The sequence below is a fragment of the Paenibacillus sp. HB172176 genome (assembly GCF_011947265.1).
Taxonomy (GTDB): domain Bacteria; phylum Bacillota; class Bacilli; order Paenibacillales; family Paenibacillaceae; genus Pristimantibacillus.
Genome location: NZ_JAATHD010000030.1, coordinates 11,601 through 31,107, shown reverse-complemented (window position 1 = coordinate 31,107; position 19,507 = coordinate 11,601). Strand labels below are relative to the sequence as shown.

The 19,507-nt window shown below is 42.0% G+C and carries 17 protein-coding genes; all 17 read left to right on the top strand.

Annotation, left to right across the window (positions count from 1 at the left end; genetic code table 11):
- The first annotated feature begins 292 nt into the window (after positions 1-292).
- A complete protein-coding gene (locus tag HFP08_RS25550; RefSeq protein ID WP_168123468.1) occupies positions 293-2,473 on the top strand; it encodes an S-layer homology domain-containing protein in 2,181 nt (726 codons plus the stop codon).
- Between the two features lie 159 nt (positions 2,474-2,632).
- Positions 2,633-3,400: a YveK family protein gene (locus HFP08_RS25545; RefSeq protein WP_206109320.1), complete on the top strand. Its 768-nt coding sequence runs from the start codon at positions 2,633-2,635 to the stop codon at positions 3,398-3,400.
- Positions 3,381-4,070 (top strand): CpsD/CapB family tyrosine-protein kinase, encoded by a 690-nt coding sequence (locus HFP08_RS25540; RefSeq protein ID WP_168123467.1) that lies wholly within the window; start codon positions 3,381-3,383, stop codon positions 4,068-4,070. Before HFP08_RS25545 ends, HFP08_RS25540 begins: the two co-directional genes overlap by 20 nt.
- A 42-nt stretch (positions 4,071-4,112) precedes the next feature.
- Positions 4,113-5,936 carry a polysaccharide biosynthesis protein gene (locus HFP08_RS25535; RefSeq protein ID WP_168123466.1) on the top strand — a complete coding sequence of 608 codons (1,824 nt, stop codon included), beginning with the start codon at positions 4,113-4,115 and terminating at the stop codon, positions 5,934-5,936.
- Between the two features lie 21 nt (positions 5,937-5,957).
- Positions 5,958-6,560, top strand: a complete 603-nt coding sequence (locus HFP08_RS25530) for a hypothetical protein (protein ID WP_168123465.1) — start codon at positions 5,958-5,960, stop codon at positions 6,558-6,560.
- A 53-nt stretch (positions 6,561-6,613) separates the two neighbouring features.
- Positions 6,614-7,495: a UTP--glucose-1-phosphate uridylyltransferase GalU gene (gene galU / locus HFP08_RS25525; protein WP_168123464.1), complete on the top strand. Its 882-nt coding sequence runs from the start codon at positions 6,614-6,616 to the stop codon at positions 7,493-7,495.
- Positions 7,496-7,543: 48 nt separating this feature from the next.
- Positions 7,544-8,170 (top strand): sugar transferase, encoded by a 627-nt coding sequence (locus HFP08_RS25520; protein WP_168123463.1) that lies wholly within the window; start codon positions 7,544-7,546, stop codon positions 8,168-8,170.
- Positions 8,171-8,179: 9 nt separating this feature from the next.
- Positions 8,180-8,941 (top strand): glycosyltransferase family 2 protein, encoded by a 762-nt coding sequence (locus HFP08_RS25515; RefSeq protein ID WP_168123462.1) that lies wholly within the window; start codon positions 8,180-8,182, stop codon positions 8,939-8,941.
- A gap of 50 nt (positions 8,942-8,991) precedes the next feature.
- On the top strand, positions 8,992-10,092 hold the full coding sequence (locus HFP08_RS25510) for a glycosyltransferase family 4 protein (protein ID WP_168123461.1): 1,101 nt from the start codon (positions 8,992-8,994) through the stop codon (positions 10,090-10,092).
- A gap of 3 nt (positions 10,093-10,095) precedes the next feature.
- Entirely contained in the window at positions 10,096-11,613 is a 1,518-nt protein-coding gene (locus HFP08_RS25505; RefSeq protein ID WP_168123460.1) for a nucleoside/nucleotide kinase family protein, read from the top strand.
- Entirely contained in the window at positions 11,613-12,311 is a 699-nt protein-coding gene (locus tag HFP08_RS25500; RefSeq protein WP_168123459.1) for a hypothetical protein, read from the top strand. Before HFP08_RS25505 ends, HFP08_RS25500 begins: the two co-directional genes overlap by 1 nt.
- Before the next feature lie 142 nt (positions 12,312-12,453).
- Positions 12,454-13,542: an O-antigen ligase family protein gene (locus HFP08_RS25495; RefSeq protein WP_168123458.1), complete on the top strand. Its 1,089-nt coding sequence runs from the start codon at positions 12,454-12,456 to the stop codon at positions 13,540-13,542.
- Position 13,543: 1 nt separating this feature from the next.
- A complete protein-coding gene (locus HFP08_RS25490; RefSeq protein WP_168123457.1) occupies positions 13,544-14,803 on the top strand; it encodes an oligosaccharide flippase family protein in 1,260 nt (419 codons plus the stop codon).
- A 22-nt stretch (positions 14,804-14,825) separates the two neighbouring features.
- Entirely contained in the window at positions 14,826-15,407 is a 582-nt protein-coding gene (locus HFP08_RS25485) for a serine O-acetyltransferase (RefSeq protein WP_168123456.1), read from the top strand.
- A complete protein-coding gene (locus tag HFP08_RS25480) occupies positions 15,382-16,680 on the top strand; it encodes an RNA-binding domain-containing protein (RefSeq protein WP_168123455.1) in 1,299 nt (432 codons plus the stop codon). The genes HFP08_RS25485 and HFP08_RS25480 overlap by 26 nt, the downstream gene beginning before the upstream one ends.
- 42 nt (positions 16,681-16,722) lie before the next feature.
- Positions 16,723-17,250 (top strand): hypothetical protein, encoded by a 528-nt coding sequence (locus tag HFP08_RS25475; protein WP_168123454.1) that lies wholly within the window; start codon positions 16,723-16,725, stop codon positions 17,248-17,250.
- A 1,266-nt stretch (positions 17,251-18,516) separates the two neighbouring features.
- Positions 18,517-19,507, top strand: a 991-nt coding sequence (locus HFP08_RS29065; protein WP_206109319.1) for an InlB B-repeat-containing protein, incomplete at its 3' end; no start/stop codon positions are given.

Here is a 19,507-nt window from a genome sequence, read left to right as displayed (position 1 = left end):
TCTAGTACTAGGTCTGTGTTAACAAAAGTTAACTGAATTGCGTATTTAGACATAGCATTACAGAGGATAGTAGGGTAAAATATACCCAACATCTTTTCTAGTTCTTGTCATTTTATGACTCGGGATGGTTTCTTAAGGCGGGTTAAGGCCAAAATGCCTATCGACGTTTATTGAGAGAACGATTGAGAGAACAATGGAAGAACAGAAGCAGCTATACATAGAGGCAGGGGTTTGCTAGACATTCGCCAATCTGGCGGATGAAACTATTACATAATATATGAGGTGAGAGTCAGTGACATTAAGAAAGAAGCTAACTGTAAGTACCATTGCGGCAACCGTCGCAATGAGCGCATTCGCAGGAATACCGCTCAGCAGCAAGGGGCTCGCTGAGAAATTGGGCGTAAGCGGAATCGCTTATGCGGCTGCGTCGGAGAGCAATTACTCCGCATTTGTTGAAGAGGCAAACAGCATTTACGCGGAGCTGAGCGTGGATGATGTAGCGACTGTGAATGCGTTTAGAGCGGAAGTATGGAGTGTCCTTGATGCGAGTGATGGAGACATCGTTATTCCGCTAGTTTCGAAGATTACCGGAGAAGAGTCGCCAGGCGAGCTCACTCCACAGATCGCAGACTTGCTCGAAGCTTTGCTGACGCTGGATATCACAGATGAATGGCAATCCGATTATGAAAGCATCCGATCGCAGTACAGCGGATTGTTGAATGAAATCTATCCGGGCTTAACGGTTGATGATCTTGCTGATGTCTTGCTGGACATGGAAGTAAGATTGGCTGGAATCGTAGCGGACATGGAGATTGAAGATTTGTTCGATCTGTCCGCTGTGAAGGACGAGTTGAAAGCTGCTGCGGATGTATCCATAGCTTCCAATAGCAATGTAGCGGCACTCGCGGATCAAGCAGACATTACCTCTCAGGATTTGGTGGATGTTTACACCGGATTGTTGAATGGCTCCAGTGACATGTATGCCAAAGCGTATCCTGCTCTTATCGCCTTGTACAATGCTTACCTTAGAGCTCAAACGGATGATTCCGGATCGGGTGGAGATGGAGACGGCGGCGGGACGGTAGTCGTAACTACGCCAGCAGACGATGTGGATCTGCCTGAAGATGCAACCGCGGCAGGAGAAAAGCTCGATGAAGCGAAGGATAAGATCGCCGCGGCTGTCGGCGCAGAGAAGGAAGCGCTCATCAAGGAAGCCGTGAAGACCGCTCAGGAAGCGATCGATAAGCTGACGAAGGTGATGCCAACCGTCGTTTCATCAGAAGGAGAGGCCGTTGCCAATCTGGATGAAGATGCGGTAATCGGGGCGATTAACGGCATCAAGTCCGTCATTGCCAAGCTCGGAGACGCGACAGGCGGCGCCACGGTTGACGCGCCTAAGCTTACCCTGGATCTTGGTGAACTGGACGTGGACAACCTGTCGGTAGAGGTGTCCGATGCGATTGTAGCTGCGGCCAAAGGAGCGAATCTGGATTCCTTGACGGTGAAGTCGGGCGATCTGTCGGTGGAACTGCCGCTTGATGATGCGGTGAACGGCAAGATGGAATTCGCAGTGAAACAAGCTGCCCCATCCGCTTTTCCCGGTCTTGGCAGTATCAGCGCTTTCTCAAATGTTGTGAATTTCAACTTGTCAGTAGGAGGGAGACCTGTTACTGATTTCGATAACTTGGTTCCTGTAAGCATCCCGGTCTCGAGCACTTCAGGCGGTACCGGCGATAACACGGGAGATCATCTCACGCTGTTCAAAGTAGATGACAATGGCAACAAGCTTGAGAATGTGGGAGGCGTGTTTGTTTCAGGAACAGGCTTAGGAACTGGCTCAGGGTCTGGCTTAGGCGGAGGAGTATTCATCGGACATCGCGACAGCTTCTCCTCCTATGTCGTAGTAGAGAATAACGTGACATTCGAGGATACGGCGGATGTTGAAGCTTGGGCGGGCTATTCCATAGGCGTCGTAGCGGCCAAAGGAGCCATCGACGGCAAGGCGGAGGGCGTATTCGCGCCGAACGACAACGTGACTCGCGCTGAATTCGCGAAGATGCTCTTGCGCGGACTGGATCTCGACAACAAGAACGCAGTTGAGCATTTCGCCGATGTGGATGCCAGTGATTGGTACGCCGCTTATGTAGGTCAAGCCGCAGAGCTTGGTATCATTAACGGGCGCACGGCAACGGAATTCGATCCGAATGCGACCATTACGCGCGCCGAGATGGCGACAATGATCGCTCGCGCGTTGAAGGCTTCCGCAGGCGCGGAAGAAGTGGCTGATGTGGATGCGGCGCTGGCTGGATTCACCGATGCAGCAGCTATTAACGCTACATTGGAGGCGGGCGTGGCTTTTGCCGCAAGCAATGATCTTGTGAACGGCTACGAAGACGGCAGCTTCGGCCCGAACGACAGCGCGACTCGCGCGGAAGCGGCAGTTATGATCTACCGCGCGATCAAATTCAATTAACTTTGCCCATAGCTCTTACCTTCTTCCTCTCATGATCATGAGAGGAAGAATTACTTTCAGAAGTCGCAGGCTGACAGATTTCACAGGATGAATGTACAGAGATTTAATTCCGGGAAGGACGGACGATCCCTGGAATTGCATCTATTGGAGGACTAACACGTGTCTAACGAACTGGAATTGAGGCAGTACCTTGCTATCATTCGCAAGAAACTCGTATTTATTGTCGTATTCGTTGCGGTATGTGTAATCGCTGCCGCTGTGTATAGCCTGTATTTCAAGGACAAGCTGTATGAAGCCAGCACGAAAATCATCGTGAATCAGAGTCAGGCGCAGCTGGCTACGGGACAGCTTGATCTGAATCAGATTAATTCGAATATCAAGATGATTGATACCTATAAGGAGATTATCAAGACTCCGGCCATTCTGGATAAAGTCGCAGCGCAATATCCCGACCTCGGCTTCACGCCTACTCAACTCGCCCGCAAGGTGAGCGTCAGCTCCGTTAACAATACGCAGGTGATGACGCTGGTTGTGCAGGATGTCGATTATCGCAAAGCGGCGGAGACGGTTAATGCCATCTCCCTTATTTTCCAGGAGGAGATCCAGCATATTTTTCAAGTCGAGAATGTGTCGATTCTGAATCAGGCCAAGCTGGACGGGGACCCTGGACCGGTGTCGCCGAATGTGCCGCTCAATATTGCCATTGCCTTCGTGGTATCTCTCATGCTGGCTGTCGGCGCGGTGTTCCTGCTCGAGTATATGGACGACACCATTAAGACCGAAGACGATGTAAGAGAATTTCTGGGACAGCCGACCTTGGCCATGATCTCAAGAACAAGCGCAGAGGAAGTTGAAACGACCAAACAAGCAAAAACCACATCGAACTACAGGGCGGGTGAATTAGAGCGTGTCACGATCGAGAAGTAAGAGGCAGATTATAACCCTGAGCAATCCGCGGTCGCCAATATCCGAGTCTTATCGCGCATTGCGCACCAACATTGATTATTCCTCCGTGGATGATCGCGTACAGGTTATCTCCGTCACGTCAGCGGGACCGGGCGAAGGCAAAACAACGACGATCACGAATCTGGCAGTCACCTACGCGCAATCGGAGCGGAAGACCATTCTTATCGACGCGGATTTGCGCAAGCCTACCGCGCATCATTCCTTCTATCTCTCGAATCAGCATGGGCTATCCACTGTGCTGGCGCAGAGATGCTCGTTGATGGATGCGATTCAGTCAACGGATATTCCTAATTTCGATGTGATTACCTCGGGGGCGATACCGCCGAATCCGGCAGAGATGCTGGGCTCGAAACGGATGGCGGCCCTGATCGAACAGCTTCGGGACGTGTACGACATTATTCTGATTGATAATCCGCCTTTGCTTGCCGTCACCGATGCGCAGATTATTGCGGCGCAGTGCGACGGCACGCTTCTCGTCGTGGACCAAGGCAGAGTGAAGCGCGAGATCGGCAAGAAGGCGGTAGCCAACCTGGAGAACGTGAAGGCGCGGATATTAGGCGTTGTGCTCAACAACGTCAAGCGCAAGGCGAATGAAGAGGCATATTACTATTATTATGGCAATCAGGGATAGCAGGTTTTATACCATGACGGACAGTGGAGGTAAGGATAAGAGATGAGCTATCGATTACGCACGTTAATCATACTCCTGTTTGATATAACCATCGTATGGACGGCCATAGCGATATCCTACCTTCTGAGATTCGACGGCAATATTACTTCTTATTATGAGAAGCAAATGGTGATATTCGCTCTTGTTGCAACTGTCGTCTGCGGAATCAGCCTGGCCTTCTTCAGCATGTATAAGCGCATGTGGCAATATGCGAGCGTAGGGGAAATCATTGAGCTCTGCAAAGCGATCTTCCTCGGTGTCGCGTTCACCTATGTGATCTCGTGGGTGATCTATCAGGAGGCGGTGCCGCTTCCCATTATTACGAGAACGCTGGAGCTCATGCTGCTCTTCATGGGCGGATCGCGCTTCCTATGGCGGTTAATACGGGTTAATCGGACGAGCAGGAGGAGCAATACCACCAACATTCTCGTCGTAGGCGCGGGAGATTGCGGCGCGCTGATCGCGAAGGAGATCATGAGCAACAGCCTCTTCAAAGACAAGCGGCTCATTGGCTTTATCGACGATGATCCGCTCAAGAAGAGCATGCAGGTTATTGGCCTCCCAATTATCGGCGATCGTCATCAGATCGCGGACATCGTTCAGCGGCTCAACGTGAAGGATATCATCATCGCCATGCCTTCGGTTAGCAAGTCGGAGGTAAGCGAGATTATTAATATTTGCAAGCTGACAAGCGCGCAAGTGCAGATCATACCGGCGATTAATGATTTTGTAACCGGAAGATTGGCTGTTCAGACTATACGCAATGTGGAAGTCGAAGATTTGCTGGGCAGAGAAGCGATACATATGGATCTGAATGAAATCAAGGGTTATGTGGAGAACAAGGTTGTTCTCGTGACGGGTGCCGGCGGCTCGATCGGCTCGGAGCTGTCGAGACAGACCGCATCCTTCAACCCGGAGAAGCTTCTGCTGCTGGGACACGGGGAGAACAGCATCTACACCATTGAGATGGAGCTGCGGAAGAAATATCCGAATGTCGAGCTCGTGACCGTCATCGCGGATATACAGGATCGCAATCGAATGGATGAAGTATTCCGAATATACAGACCGCAGGTCATCTTCCATGCCGCAGCGCATAAGCATGTGCCACTCATGGAGCGCAACCCGTCTGAAGCTGTGAAAAATAACGTATTCGGCACGAAGAATGTCGCCGACAGCGCTGATCAATACAAGGCAGAGCGATTCGTTATGATCTCCTCTGACAAAGCCGTCAATCCCTCCAGCGTCATGGGCGCGACCAAGCGCATCGCGGAGATGTATATACAGAGCATGAACGCAGCAAGCTCCACCCGGTTCGTCGCCGTTCGCTTCGGCAATGTGCTGGGAAGCCGGGGCAGCGTTATCCCAAGATTCAAGGAACAGATCGCGGCGGGCGGTCCTGTCACGGTCACGCATCCGGACATGGTCCGATACTTCATGACCATACCTGAAGCGGTGCAGCTTGTTATTCAAGCGGGAGCGCTGGCGAAGGGCGGGGAGGTCTTCATCCTCGATATGGGCAAGCCAGTCCGCATTATGGATCTGGCGAAGGATCTCATCCGGTTATCCGGTTACGAGCCCGGCGTAGATATCGACATACAAGTCACCGGCATGCGCGAAGGCGAGAAGCTGTTCGAAGAGCTGCTCACGGAGTCGGAAGCCACGACCAGGACGAAGCATGAGCGAATCTTCATCGGCAAGCCGCTGGAGCTCAGCCATGCCGAGCTTGAACTCAAGTTCAAGCAATTCGAGAAAGCGCTTGGCGAAGAACAGAGCTCTATTCGCGCGGTTATCGAGCATTTGGTGCCATTTTATTCGGAGGTATCTTAAGGTATAAACGGAGGAATCCCCATGAGGAGAGCCAAGAGCAAGAAGAGCAAGTGGAAGAAAATACTGATCTGGACAGCAGCCGTCATCGTTGTTCTTGGCGTTGGAGGCCTATTCGCGGCAAATTATGCAGTGAATAAGCTCATTTCCTCCTTATCCGAGAGTCTCGAAGCTGAGACCCTGGATGCAACTATAGCGGAGGCGACGGCGCCTCCGACAAGCGAGGAGCCTCCAGCTTCTGGAATGGCAGAGCCTGACGCGTCGCCTGTTGTCGAGGGGCCGTCATCCACACCCAAGCCTTCCTCTTCTTCCGCATCCGAACCATCCGCAACGGAGGGGTACACCGCCGAGATCTCGACGGACAAGGCCAAGGAAGTGGAGGATGAGATTACCGTCGGCGAGAAGGCCAAAGTAACCAAGGTGCTGCTTAGTGAGCTGAGCCTTGAGGACATCAAGAATCTTCAGAAGCTGGCTGGCGGGGGGCTGTCCAAGGATGAGAAGAAGGAAGCAAGAGATCTGATTCTGGAGAAGCTGTCTCCCGAGCAATATGACGAACTTATCCAGATCGCGAAGAAATATGGCTTAAGCCAAGGGAAATCATACGACGAGGTTTCCAAAGAAAAGTAATCCAAGAGAAGTAACGCAACAAGCGAGGAAGCAAGCAGAGAGGAAGTGCAGAGATGCGAGTACGCAAAGCCATTATACCGGCCGCAGGACTAGGCACCAGATTCTTGCCGGCGACCAAAGCGATGCCGAAGGAAATGCTGCCCATCGTCGACAAGCCGACCATTCAATATATCGTCGAAGAAGCGGTCGCCTCGGGCATTGAAGATATTATTATCGTGACAGGCAAGGGCAAGCGCGCGATCGAGGATCACTTCGACCATTCCTTCGAGCTGGAGCAGACCTTGCTCGAGAAGGGCAAGCTGGAGCTGTTGAACGAGGTGCAGAAGTCGTCCAAGATGGCGGATATTCACTACATTCGGCAGAAGGAAGCGAACGGACTCGGCCATGCCATCTGGTGCGCCCGCAAATTCATAGGCGACGAACCCTTCGCCGTCTTGCTCGGCGACGACATCGTCCAGGCCGACAAGCCATGTCTCAAGCAAATGATTGAGCAATACGATCGCTACAAATCATCCATGATCGGCGTGCAGACCGTTAGCGAGACCGAGGTTTCCAGATACGGCATTGTCGACGGCAAGGAGATCAACGAACGATTGTACAGTGTTCAGAATCTGGTCGAGAAGCCTAGCCAAGAGGAAGCGCCTTCCAATATCGCCATCATGGGCCGCTACATCCTCACGCCTCAGATCTTCGAGATCCTGGAGCACCAGCGCCCCGGCGCGGGCGGCGAGATCCAGTTGACCGACGCCATCGCAGAGCTCAACAAAACCGAAGCCGTCTACGCCTACGAGTTCGAAGGCACCCGCTACGACGTTGGCGAGAAGCTGGGCTTCATTAAGACAACATTGGAGATGGCTTTGCAGAATGATGGTTTGCGGCGGGAGTTGCTTGATTATCTGAGCACTTTAATGAAACAGAATGCGGCTAATGTATAGAGTGAGCCGACTAAATAGAATACATATCGTGAATAAGGAGGGTTGCTCGTGTACCTGGTAGTAAAGAGGTTAGTAGATATATTATTATCCGTAATCGGACTCATTATCTTATCACCATTATTCTTACTAATCATAGTGGCAATTAAGCTTGATTCAAGGGGGCCAGTGCTTTTCAAACAAAAGCGAGTCGGCATTCACAAGACTCATTTCTACATTTTAAAATTTAGAACGATGCGTACGGATGCTCCTAAAGACACGCCGACGCATCTTTTGCTGAATCCCGAGCAATGTATCACTAGAGTGGGTAAGTGGCTCAGAAAGACGAGCCTCGACGAACTGCCGCAAATCATTAATATCCTTGTAGGCCAAATGAGTATTATTGGTCCGAGACCTGCGCTTTGGAATCAATTTGACTTAGTAGAAAAAAGAGAGCGATATGGTGCAAATGATGTTTTACCGGGATTAACTGGATGGGCTCAAATAAATGGCAGAGACGAGTTGCCAATCGATGTAAAGGCAAAACTTGATGGACAGTATGTTCAGAACCTTGGTATTTACCTAGACTTAAAGTGTTTTTTTGGAACATTAAGTAGCATCGTTAAACGGGATGGAGTAATAGAAGGTGGAACAGGTAGTCTATCAAAAAAAAGGACTGATAATTCATTACAGAACTGAGGATTATATATGCTAATAGAAAATACGATGGTATCTATCATAACACCAGCATATAACTGTGAAAAGTATATATCTAAAACTATAGAGAGTGTTATACGTCAAACATACATACACTGGGAAATGATAATTGTAAATGATCAATCGACGGATAGTACTGAGAATATTATATTAAAGTATATAAAAAAAGATTATAGGATAAAATTAATTAATCTTGAAGAAAACTCTGGAGCGGCTGTTGCAAGAAATGTAGCGTTAGCAAGTGCAAAAGGAAGATTTATTGCATTTTTAGACTCGGATGATATTTGGAAAAGAGAAAAACTAAAGGCACAACTTGAGTATATGATAAATAATAACTATGGTTTTACATTCACATCATATCAGTATATATTAGACGACAACAACTCAAAAGAGAGGGTATTTAGTGTTCCCAATACCCTAAACTACAGCCAAGCACTTAAGAATACAGTGATAGGCTGTTTGACTGTTGTAATAGATAAAAATATTGTAGGAGACTTTAGAATGCCACTTGTTAGAAAGGGACAAGACAATTTGACATGGCTAATGCTTCTTAAAGAAGGTAATATAGCATATGGTCTCAATGAAAATCTAGCAAAATATAGAATTGTGAATGGTTCGTTATCCAGGAATAAAATTCATGCATTAAAGAGACAGTGGAGTAATTATAGAAAGATAATAAGGCTACCACTGTATCAGTGTATCTATTATTATTTCTTTTACATAATAAATAATATAAAAAAGTATTACTTATAAACTCTGGATGTGATCAACTAAAATCAAAAAAATTAGGAGTGTTTTGTTTTATGAAAATAGCATTTGTATCATCTGGAAGATCGATACATGTGAAAAAATTAGCGAATGCACTGGTTAATAATGGACACGATGTAACTTTATTCACACTTCCTAATCATACTGATTTAATCAATCAATTCAATAAAAAAGTAAAAATTATAGTTTTAAAATTTGGCGGGAAAATAGGTTATTATTTAAATGTACCTACATTAAGAAAAAAGCTAATTACCGGAAAGTTTGATTTGATTAATTGTCACTATATTAGTGGGTATGGGACTTTAACTAGACTAGCTAATGTACATCCAATTGTAGCATCCGTGTTTGGCAGTGATGTCTATGATTACCCGTATAGATCAAAACAAAACATGGCTAGAATAATTAAGAACTTAAATAGTGCTCGTATTATAACCTCAACTAGTCAGGTTATGGTTGATAAAGTTCAAGAATATTACAAAAATAGAAAACCAATTTATGTAACGCATTTTGGCATAGATACTAACTTATTTAAACCATTACCTGTAGATAGCTCTGAATCAGAAAAGAATGCTTTCGTATTTGGAATAGTTAAAAAAATAGAAGACAAGTACGGGGTTGGGTTGTTAATTGAGGCATTTAATGAATTTATAAAAAATGATTCTGAAAAAAAATGCAAATTAATAATATACGGAAAAGGATCAAAGGAAAATGAGTATATAGAACTTGTGAAAAAATTAAATATGCAGGAATATATTCATTTTAGAGGCTATATAAACAATGAGAAAGTACCGCAAGTGTTACATAAAATTAATGTAGTATGCCTGCCAAGTATACTTGATAGTGAAAGTTTTGGGGTAGCGGCAGTTGAAGCAATGGCTTGTGCTAAACCACTAATTGTATCAAATGCATCAGGATTCACAGAAGTTGTTGATAGCTCATGTGCCATTATTATCCCCAAAAATGATAAAAAAGCGTTAGTTGATGCTATGGAAAGATGTTACCAAATGGAAAAAAATCAGCTCTATGAAATGGGTCAGAATGGATATAACAGAGCTGTAAGAATGTTTGATTTTAGTAGGAACATTGAAACGTATATAAATTCACTCACCAAAGCTGTGATTGACGAAAGGAATTGAACAGTGGAACTGAAAATCGTTCGAGATTTAATATCAAAAATAAATGAAAAAGGAATATTATATTGCCATTGGAAGAGTAATCAACATGTTAATGAGGCATTCACTGGTGTGGATGATGTGGACATTCTCATATATCAACAAGATATTTTTAAATTAAACATTATTCTCAATGAGATAGGTTATAAAAGGTTTAATTTGCCCCCCAAAAGAAGTTATATTGGAATTGAAGATTATCTAGGTTTTGATAATGAATGTGGAATTTTTGTGCATTTACACTTGCATTATCAATTAACAATAGGTGAAAAATTTCTTAAAGGATATCAACTTCCTTTTAACAAGCAAATACTAGATCGAAGAATTTATGACACAGAAAATGGTTTATATATTACTTCACATGAAGATGAATTGTGCCTGCTAATTATAAGGCTCGCACTAAAATTAAGGAATAGAGACAAAATAAAGAGACTTTTGAGAAAAGATATTTTTGGTAAGCATTCAATAGCAGAATTTAACTGGTTAATAAATCGTATTAATGTGCATCAACTTGAAATGATTGTTAATGATATGTTTGGTATCGAGATAAAAAACTTAATATTTAAAATAAGTAGCGATGGGATAAATTTTAAGGATGTGAAAAAACTAAAATCAAGTCTGCACAAGAAAACAAAATTGTTCAGAACACACTCAAAGGTTAGAGGGGTAGTAGTAAGGTGGTCCCGGGAATTATTTAGAATTAGATATGCAATTAATAATATGATCTATAAAACACCTAAAAGTTTTAGAAGAACACCTATTTCTGGTGGGAAACTAATTGCGGTTTTGGGTCCTGATGGTGCTGGGAAATCTTCTGTTATTAAAGAGGTTTTCAAAAAATTTAGTGCGGTTATGGACACAAATTCTTTTTACTTAGGCAGTGGCGAAGGGGAAAGTTCACTTATAAGAATGCCACTAAAGAAATTATATAATTTACTGCTGAAAATTGGTATATTAAATAGGAAAAGCAAGAGGGTTGGTCGGAATGGAACGGTTCATCATAATAATGAAAAAAACAATGCAAAAATCATTAGATCTATAGGTAAACTTCCTTGGACAATTTCCTTATCAAGGGAACGAATTAAGAAAATTGTAAGGTTAAGTAAATTTAAGAATACTGGTTATGTTGTAATAACAGACAGATGGCCTCAATCACAAGAAGTCGGTATTTGTGATGGTCCAAAGTATTATCTAAACTCAAATATAAATGCAACCGTTGCTAATAAGGTGGCATCCAGTTATGAGCAAAAATGTTATGAAATTGCCAATCAACTTAATCCTGATGTAATTATTATCTTAAATGTAACTCCAGAAGAAGCTTATAAAAGAAAACCGGATGAAGTAGATTTAGATACACATAAAACACTTATGGAAACGATTTTGAGATTAGAATTTGGGAGTAACAGTAAGAAAGTAATTATAGACGCTAATCAACCATTAGAAAAAGTAATTAAAGAGGTAACACGAACTATTTGGAGGTGCTTATAATGTTCTGTGAATTTGTTGGATTGCCTGGTACAGGGAAAACAACAATGGCTTTTCAATTGTACAAAAGATTAAATCAAAAGAGAGAAAAAAGTGCAATCTATCCATTGTATAATTTGTATAAAAAAAAGTGGATCTTCAGGAATTTGTTTAAGTTTTTTTATGTAAGTAAATATATTATAACTAATTTCAATTTATTTTGTGAGATAATACTAGTTATAAGAAATTCGAATCAAAAAGAGTTTAAGAATAATATTCTGCTATTATTTAATTTTTTGTTTTTTTTATCTATTAAGGAACGATACAGAAATAGTGACAATGTTGTTATTCTAGATGAAGGAATAATTCATCATGTATGGGCAGTTTGTGTTAACAGTCAATATCAATCGGCTTATACATTGTTCGATAAACTGTTCGAAACCCCTGAAATTACTGTGAAAATTGAATGTCCTATCAGTCTCGTGACTTCTAGGCTTACTTTTAGAAATAGAACGGGTAGGCGTCAAATGAGTTTTATTTCAAATATTAAAGACGTTAGTGATTGTATGGATGATCTTACACATTATTTTAAATCTACTTTTTACTTAAATTTTATTAGTGTAAGAAATGAAATTGAATCTGATATAGACAGATGTTGTGATGAAATAATTTTAGAAATTTACAATCACAACAAAACAAGAGTCGAAAATAATAATTGTTGAAAGTGTGTTTAAACATATGGGGAATAATTTAAAATTATCATATATGTGTGCATTGTACATGTTCGTTGTAATTTTGTGCGGTCTAAATAACTCGAGTGGAATTTTCTCTCACATAGGTTATTATTCAATTGGGATTTTGATAATGACAGGAACTTTTATTTTTTTTCTAAAAATTTCAAAAAATATGTATTTTGATAAAAGAGAAATATGGATTTATATTTTTTCATTTCTTTTTATTTCTGCATATTTTATATCGATGTTTGTTGATTTAAACCGTAATTCAATTTACATGACAATTCAAGTTGCATTAATAATTTTCTATTTTTTGTGGACTTCCTTTAACCCATACGAAATAATTAATTTAAAGTTTTGCTACAATTTAATTATTATATTTATTATGATTCACTTTTTATGGTGGAGTATTGAAGGTTTTAATATACCATTTTCAGGTGCGTTGAATAATCCAAATCCGTTTGGTGGTTTTATGGCTTCTCTTTTAGGATTGTTTTTAATAGTAAAAAATAATTATATACACGCACGAAAAATTACAATACAATTCGTGACAGTCCTCGCTCTATGTTTAATATATGCATCGGATTCAAGAACGTCGTGGTTGATGATTTTGTCATTCTATGTAACATATTATTTTTGGCCAATAGTAACTAAAAAAAAAATAATTTACCATAATTATTTTATAATTATTTTATTGATAATAGTTGCAATAACATTTTTGTATCCTAAATTGCTATATTCAGATATTGGGTACACTTTACAAGATATATCTAGAAGCTATACAGGAAAAAACTTTTTCTCGGGTCGACAAGTGCTTTGGGGGGGGTTATTGAAGGTGATTTCAGAAAGTCCACTAATTGGCTACGGATCAGCTGCTAGACCAAGTGAATTTTTAGGCGGATCTTTATCAGCTCATAATTATTATTTGCAAATGATGCTACAAGTCGGAATTATTGGCACGGTATTTTTCGGTCTTCTTTTATTTTCAATATGGAAATACCTCTATATTGCTAAGAACAATAAATCAGTCAGAACAGTGGGTGCATTATTTATAGGTATTTTGTTATATCAGGTATTTGAAGTGTCTTTTACACAAAACAATTTATCTATCTCTGTAATTCAATGGTTAATTATTGGGGTTGGTGTTCATTTTGCTAGAATAAGAGACAATGAAAAGGAATGTGAGTTGAATGTTCCCTCTTTTAAAGAGAATACATAAATTGCATCAACCAAAGTCGCTTTCTGCGTTATCTTTGAAAAAAAACATGTCTTGGACTTTCGTGGGGAATGTAATATATTCTGGGGCTCAATGGTTGATTTTAGTTGTTTTATCAAAGTTGGGTTCAGTTGAAATGGTTGGGAGATATGCGTTAGCCTTGGCAATTGTAACGCCTATAATGTTGCTAACTAACTTACAATTAAGAGTTGTGCAAGCAACAGATGCTTCGCAACAATTTAAATTTACTGATTATTTAAGTCTTAGGCTAATTACGACTTTATTTGGATTTTCAATTTTAGTTACAATACTAATTGTTATGAATTATTCTTTTGAAGTAACCTTAGTTACTATAATAGTGTGCATTGCTAAAATAGTTGAATCAATTAGTGATGTTTTTTATGGTTTAATGCAACAAAATGAATGTATGGATAGAATTGCAAAATCAAAAATAATTAAAGGTATATTGTCCCCGATGATTTTAGGATTGATTATGTGGCTAACTAAAAGTTTAGTGATAGGCGTGATTTCTCTTACAGTACTTTGGCTAATGGTATTAGTATTTTATGATTTTGCAAACGCTAGGAGTATTGCGAAAATTAGACCCAAAATAAATATTAACAATATGATTAAATTGATTAAGTTATCTTTGCCTTTAGGTATTGTGATTATGATGAGCTCACTAAATAATAATATTCCTAGGTATTTTATCGAACATTATTATGATGAAAAGGCATTAGGTTATTTTTCTGCTTTGGTTTATTTAGTAATAACTGGTAGTACCATTATAAATTCTTTAGGGCAATCTGCTAGTCCTAGATTGGCTAAATACTATTCGACAAAAAGAAATAAAGAATTTATAAATCTAACTCTTATAATGGTCATGATAGGGGTAATGATTGGTATAATAGGTGTATTTTTTTCGTTTTTATTTAAAAATCAGCTATTAACATTATTATATGGTGAAGATTATGCAATGTATTCTGATGTTTTTATTTTATTAATGATAGCAGGTGCAATGTTATATACAGGTTCATTTGTTGGTTATTCAGTAACGGCTGCTAGAGCTTTTAAAATTCAGCCAATAATTGGGGGGATTTGGGTTTCTGCAAGTGCACTGAGTTCTTTTTTTCTAATACCGAAATATGGATTAGAAGGTGCGGCCTATGTCGTTATTATTACTGCTTTTATTCAATTAGTAACAAAGATGTTTGCACTTATATATGTTTTGGTATATAGAGATAAAATGAAAAATTATTCATAGAGTAATTTTTAGGAGGATTATTGTGAGTACATGGATTGATTATGTCAAGTCCGATTTATATAGATATGAAAAAAAAACAACCTTAAAATCGTTTGTTAAAACGTACGTATTAAGAGGGGGTTTTAAATATTTGTTCTGGGTGAGAGTTAATTCTGCTTTATATAAGAACAAAAAAATGAGATACATACTATTCCCATTAACATGGATAATGTGGCGAAGATATACGTATAAGTACGGAATCTCAATACCCTATACAACAAAAATCGGATACGGATTGAAAATAAATCATTTTGGTGGGATAGTTGTCAATTCGAATTCTATTATTGGTAATAATGTTACGATCTGCCATGGTGTCACGATAGGTAACAATGAAATAGGCCACACTTTAGCGTGTCCAACAATAAAAGATAAAGTTTATGTTGCACCTGGAGCAAAAATAATAGGGGACATAACAGTAAATGAAAGTGTAGTAATTGGAGTAAACTCTGTTGTTGTTAAAGATATTAGTCCGAGGGTCATTGTGGGAGGAATACCTGCGAAGGTATTAAGAGAAATAGTATCGGGTGAATTAGTTAAAAATGAATATTTGCTTGAAAGTATATGAAACAATTAAGTGTCTTTCCATTAAATTTATAATAATTGCTTTTGCAAATACAAACGGCGGATCGCTCTATATAGGAATTGACGATAGCGGCAGCGTTGTTGGAGTGAACGAAGTTGACGATGTCATGCTAAGAGTAACCAACGGTATCCGTGATTCAATCAAACCTGATGTCACGTTGTTTGTTACATGCGAAATGGAAGTCATTGAACATAAGTCGGTCATTAAAGTGAATGTGCAGAAAGGGAGCTCTAGTCCGTATTATCTTGCGAGCAAAGAAGGTGTATATGTTCGTCAAGGGGCCTCATCGGTTCCCGCTACAGATTCTGCCATTCGCAAGATGATTAAGGAGACCGATGGAGATCAGTATGAGGACCTTCGATCGCTCATTCAGGAGCTGACCTTTCATGCAGCGGAGAAGGAGTTTGCGGCAAGGAAGGTTCCTTTTGGGGCCAGTCAACAAATATCGCTGAAGCTGATGAGTGCCGACGGCATCTACTCTAACCTTGGACTTCTTCTCTCCGATCAATGCAGGCATTCCATAAAGCTGGCCGTATTCGAAGGCGTGACAAAGGCCGTGTTCAAGGACCGCCGGGAGTTTGTTGGATCTCTGCTTACGCAATTGGACGATGCTTACGTATACATGGATCGCTATAATCGAACCAGGGCGGAGTTCGAAGGGCTGCATCGAATCGATAAGCGAGACTATCCCGTCAAGGCTGTTCGAGAGGCGCTCCTCAATGCTGTCGTACATAGAGACTATTCGTTCAGCGGCAGCCTGTTGATTAGTGTATTTGATGATCGTCTTGAGTTTGTTTCGATTGGCGGTTTGGTGAGAGGGATTACCTATGACGATATTATGCTCGGTATTTCCGTGGCGCGTAATGAGAAACTGGCGAATATTTTTTATCGGCTGTCCTTGGTTGAAGCATACGGTACGGGCATGCCAAAGATTATGCAGAGCTATAGCCGTTATTCTGTGACGCCTACGATTGAGATAAGCGATAATGCCTTTAAGATCACATTGCCTAATACAAACGCAGCTGCTACTTCCGATGGGCTCGGTAATCATCTGTCTGACCACGAGCAATTAATTGTGGAGATGTTCGCGAATCATGATTCTATAACTAGAAAAGAAGTCGAGCAGCAGCTGTCCATATCTCAAGCCATGGCCGTCAGAGTCTTGAAGGGGCTTTGTGACAAGAACATTCTCCGTTCGGTTGGCGGTGGCAGGAGTACGAGGTATGTACCTACTGAACGAGGGAGCAGAAGCTAGTTTATGACATAGCAAAAACAAACACTTAACGGAGAAAAACCTATGTTGACTGAAATTTCAAATTTGGTTCACCGAACAGTAACGAAGATATGGTTAAAGCATATTCCTGTGGATTATAGTAAGAATCGACTCTACAGAGAGGCTTCCTTGCAAGACTGTTTTTATTTTCATTTGCGTAGAGAAATAGGTGATTCTACCTTGGAATCATTAGGTATTTTCATTTATCCTGAATACTATTATCAAGGCAAATATGTGGATATGGCGGTACTTGTGAGAAGAAAAGGACGAGAAGTACCCTTGGCAATATTTGAATTCAAATATTTAAACTCGACAGGCAGCAAACCATTTGATAATGATATTGTAAAGGTTTTAGAATACTTAAAGAATGACGGCTTATGCAAATTCTACTTAGGATTTGTACAAGAAGTTGAATATGATTATCCTATTGATTTTTCTTGGCTAAAAGATGAGCAGAAAATTCACGCAAGTGGACGAATTGTTGAACTGACAGGCGGTTTTTTTAAACCGGGTGCCCAAAGTGCGTCGTGGTTTATAAAGGAGCATACATAATTTAGAAATAAATTTTATTTGATCTTATTTGTCGAATTTTGCAACTGTTTTATTTACTTTGAAACAGGGTTGCCCTAGTATAGATCATAGAACTTCTTTATTTGAGTTTATGAAGCCAATGACGGCAGGCTATTGTGCAGCTATAGCTGGGTGAGCATGAATATAATTTGAGCAATGAGGTGTGGGAGAATGAATAGAAGAAAGAGGTCTTCTCTAGTATTACTAATGATTATATCGATGTTGGTTCAACTTGTATTTATTAGTTCAGTAGGAGCAACCTCGGGCGGCAGCGGCATACAAGAAACGATGATCCATACGTATGGATCAAATACTTGGGCATCCAGCACCCTTGCTAAAGGCCCTAACGGCGAAATCTATCTTACACATAAGATTAGCGGCACTGAAATTGCCATAAAAAAATGGAATGACGGCAGTTGGACAGATTTGCCGAGTGTGACTACCGCTGATGCGTCAGATACTAGCTTCGGTGATGATCTTGGTTTGGCCGTCAGTGATAATGGAGATTTGCATTTGGTGTTTAAGTTTAGTGACGGATCCGGTGTAAATAGCTATCGGGGAGTGAAATACGGAATGTACGATGGCACTGTCTGGAGTTTTCATGAGATTGAAGCCTACAGCAACCCTTCCGGAGCGAAAAACTTTGACGACCCGGCGATTGACGTAGATTCTGACGGGAATGCCTATATCGTTTATTTATTTAACGATGACAGTGATACGAACAACCGAAAGTACCATATGCAGTATGCTACGAACTCATCTGGAGCGTGGGTCACTTCGACGATTGTTACTGGTACCTCCGGTACCGATGAAGTTCATGAACCTCAGGTGGCTATTGGACCAGATGATAGTATCCATCTTGCCTATATAAAAGAAGATAATCAGAACGATTATTACGGAAACTATTACTATATGAGTAAGAGTGCTGGATCTGGTAGTTTCCCGGCAGCAGTTAAGATCATTGATTCAGTGGGTGAAGAGAATAGTTATTATTATACAAACTTAATCATTGATGGGTCAGGTAATGCCAATCTTTCCGCATATTTGCCTACATATGATGGGGGTAATAATCTTATCGCCTCGACTAACTATTTGTTCACCAATGCATCAGGTGCTTGGACAAGGTCTACCATCTATACAGATAACACAAGGGACTCGTATGTAATCGATCTATATCTGAGTGGCTCTACAATATATGCACTCTTTGATTCATGGGCATTTGATTGGTCGGACGAATATTTCTTCGCAATGGCCAACTATGGCGATGGATGGGTCAAGGGCACCGCAAATGTGGTTTCCGAGCTGCAAGTCGGAGGAACGAATGAGATTACCTTCACAGTTGATTCATCTGATAACTTTTTGGTTGTGCTGGAGCACGATGAACTGAAGAAAATTAGCAGTTTGTTCGGATCAAGCGCTGACTTTGGGCTAGTGCCTTCTGCTGCAGAGGAGTACACCGTCACCTTCAAGGATTGGGATGGAGCGGAGTTGAAGGCAGAGACTGTGGAGCATGGCAGCGATGCGACCGCGCCTGCTGATCCAACGCGAACCGGCTATACCTTCACGGGCTGGGATGGCGATTATGCCAATGTCACAGGGGATGTAGTTGTCACAGCGCACTATGATGTGAATGCATACACCATGAGCTTTGACAGCAACGGGGGCAGCACGGTAGAAGCTGTTCAGGCGGATTATGGCACGAAGATAAGCGAGCCGACTGCGCCAACTCGCGAAGGCTACGCCTTCCAGGGCTGGTACAAGGAAGCTGGATTGACGAATGCATGGGACTTCACAGCGGATACAGTGCCTGTAGACGGCGCAACCTTGTATGCGAAGTGGGCGATAAACGAATACACCGTCACCTTCAAGGACTGGGATGGAGCGGAGTTGAAGGCAGAGACTGTGGAGCATGGCAGCGATGCGACCGCGCCTGCTGATCCAACGCGAACCGGCTATACCTTCACGGGCTGGGATGGCGATTATGCCAATGTCACAGGGGATGTAGTTGTCACAGCGCACTATGATGTGAATGCATACACCATGAGCTTTGACAGCAACGGAGGCAGCACGGTAGAAGCTGTTCAGGCGGATTATGGCACGAAGATAAGCGAGCCGACTGCGCCAACTCGCGAAGGCTACGCCTTCCAGGGCTGGTACAAGGAAGCTGGATTGACGAATGCATGGGACTTCACAGCGGATACAGTGCCTGTAGACGGCGCAACCTTGTATGCGAAGTGGC